Origin of the sequence: Rhodoferax sp., assembly GCF_014859475.1 — a bacterium.
In the GTDB taxonomy this organism is placed as follows: domain Bacteria; phylum Pseudomonadota; class Gammaproteobacteria; order Burkholderiales; family Burkholderiaceae_C; genus Rhodoferax.
This window is the reverse complement of record NZ_JACUUE010000298.1, coordinates 1-2,217: the sequence shown is the minus strand read 5'-3', so window position 1 is coordinate 2,217 and position 2,217 is coordinate 1. Positions and strand designations below refer to the sequence as shown.

Annotated in this window: 3 protein-coding genes; 1 reads left to right on the top strand and 2 read right to left on the bottom strand. The window is 58.1% G+C overall.

Annotated features, from left to right (window positions below; all coding sequences use genetic code 11):
* A partial coding sequence (locus IBX54_RS14610) for a TRAP transporter small permease subunit (protein WP_296543382.1) occupies positions 1 to 227 on the bottom strand: 227 nt, incomplete at its 3' end.
* 10 nt (positions 228 to 237) lie between these two features.
* Positions 238 to 1,242 carry a TRAP transporter substrate-binding protein DctP gene (dctP, locus tag IBX54_RS14605; RefSeq protein ID WP_296543381.1) on the bottom strand — a complete coding sequence of 335 codons (1,005 nt, stop codon included), beginning with the start codon at positions 1,240 to 1,242 and terminating at the stop codon, positions 238 to 240.
* Positions 1,243 to 1,368: 126 nt separating this feature from the next.
* On the opposite strand from dctP, the gene IBX54_RS14600 reads away from it, so the two are divergent.
* Positions 1,369 to 2,031, top strand: a complete 663-nt coding sequence (locus IBX54_RS14600) for a GntR family transcriptional regulator (protein ID WP_296543380.1) — start codon at positions 1,369 to 1,371, stop codon at positions 2,029 to 2,031.
* Positions 2,032 to 2,217 lie beyond the last annotated feature (186 nt).

The window sequence follows — 2,217 nt, the reverse complement described above, 5'->3', positions numbered from 1 at the left end:
CCTACATGGCCGCGCGTCAGCAAAATATAGGGCGCGCCAAGAAAAGTGGCCGCCAGAATGGCAAAGGTGGAAAACTCGGTCTGCCAGATGGACGACTGGCCCAGCACCGCGCGCACAAACACCATCTGGCACACCACCACAATGGCCAGCACGATCAGGCCGGCAGAAAACACCCCCAGGGCGCGCGAAACGGCATAAACCGCCTGCACCCACAGGGGCAGAGCCAATTTCTGCTCTTTATTTAACACTGAGCGCCTTTTCGATCAGCTCCTTGCCGCCAGGTACTTTTTCGGCAAACACCTTGTAAGAGGTCTTGTTGGCCACGGCGCGCCAGGCTTCGGCATCGGCCTCGGTCATGGTGACCACCTGCACATTGTTCTTTTTGAACGTCTCGACCATTTTGTCGTCGAGCTTTTTGGACTCGACGTTGAAGTAGTCCTCGGCTTTCTTTGAAGCCGCAGTCAACGCCGCTTTTTGCGCGTCGTTGAGCTTATCCCAGCTCTTCTTGGAAATCAGCACTGGCTCGTACATGAACCACATGGCGTTGTCGCCGGGCGCCGTGATGCACTTGACCTGCTCATACAGGCGGAACGACACAAAGCTGCCGGTGGAGGTGTCGGTGCCCTGGATCACGCCCTGCTGCATCGCGTTGTACACCTCGTTGGAGGGTATCGAGGCCACCGAGGCACCCGCGCCGGCCCACATCTGCGAGAACGTGGCGCCGGCCGAGCGCACCTTCATGCCGGCGGCATCTTCGGGCTTGAGAATGCACTTGTCCTTGCCAGCAAAAGCGCCCGCCAGCCAGGCATCGGCCAGCACATGAACGCCGCCCTGCTCAATGATGGCCTTGATGTCTTGCATGAAGGGCGACTTGTTGATGCGCAAGGCGTGGTCATGGCTCTTGACCAGGCCTGGCATCAGCGTGGCACCAAACTGCGGGTGCTGACCTGATGCGTAATCCAAAGGCAGCGAGGTCATGTCAATTTGACCGGTCTGCATGGCTTTCCACTGCTCTTTTGCCTTGACCAGACTGCTACCGGGGAACACCTTGATGGTGAGATCAACGTTGGCAGCGGCAACCTCTTTGGCAATCATCTGCACCATTTCATCGCGGACGTCGCCTTTGCCACCGGGAAACTGGTGCGAGGCTTTGAGCGTGACACTATCGGCCAACACAGCCGTCATGGGCAGGGCAGCAATCAGCACGCTGGTGAAAGTTTTGGCAAAACGGGGGCTGTTCATGGATTTGTCTCCTGGGTTTAAGTTGAATGTGTGCATTAATGTAGTTTTTGTATTTTTTAATTGCATCAGTGAATACCCTAAGCAATTTTTTGAATCCAGTAAAAACAGAAGTGCGAGAATTGAACAATGAAGATTTCTGACCAAGTGTGCGAAAAAATTGAAGAACAAATCGCCACCGGCGAATTGCCACCCGGCTGTGCGCTCGACGAAGCCACGCTGGCTGAGCAGCATGGCGTATCGCGCACGCCGGTGCGTGAGGCACTGATTCAACTGGCCGCCGAAGGGCTGATCGAGATTCGGCCGCGCCGCGGTGCCGTGGTGACCAGCATCGGCCCAGGGCGTTTGCTGGAAATGTTTGAAGTCATGGCCGAACTTGAAGCGATGTGCGCGCGCTTGGCCGCACGGCGCATGAGTGATGCCGAGCGCAGCGCGCTGCAGGCCGCCCACCAGGCCTGCGAAACGGCGCGCAACGCGCAGGACTCTGATGAATATTTTTATTGCAACGAACGCTTCCATGCCGCTATTTATGCCGGCAGCCACAACGTTTTTCTGGGTGAACAGGCGCAGCAATTACAACGGCGCTTGCGCCCCTACCGGCGCCTGCAACTGCGGGTGCGCAACCGCATCAATATTTCGTTTACCGAGCACGATGCCATTGTGCAAGCCATCTTGGCGGGCGACGCGGCGGCCGCCGCCGCCGCCCTGCATGACCATGTGGTGGTGCAAGGTGAGCGCTTTGGCGATTTGCTGGCGTCGCTGGCGGAACTGGCCATGCCGACGCCCGCCTGAGTCGCCGAACCCAATGCACGACAGCCCTGCCTGAAGCCCGCCCATGATGAACTCGCAAAATGCCATCACGCCGTTCCCGCTGCAAAATTTTCAGGCGGTGCGCCAGGCCCTGCTCAACAAGCAGGAGATTGCGCTGCTCGACGTGCGCGAAGAAGACGCTTATGCCCAGGCACACCCGCTGTTTGC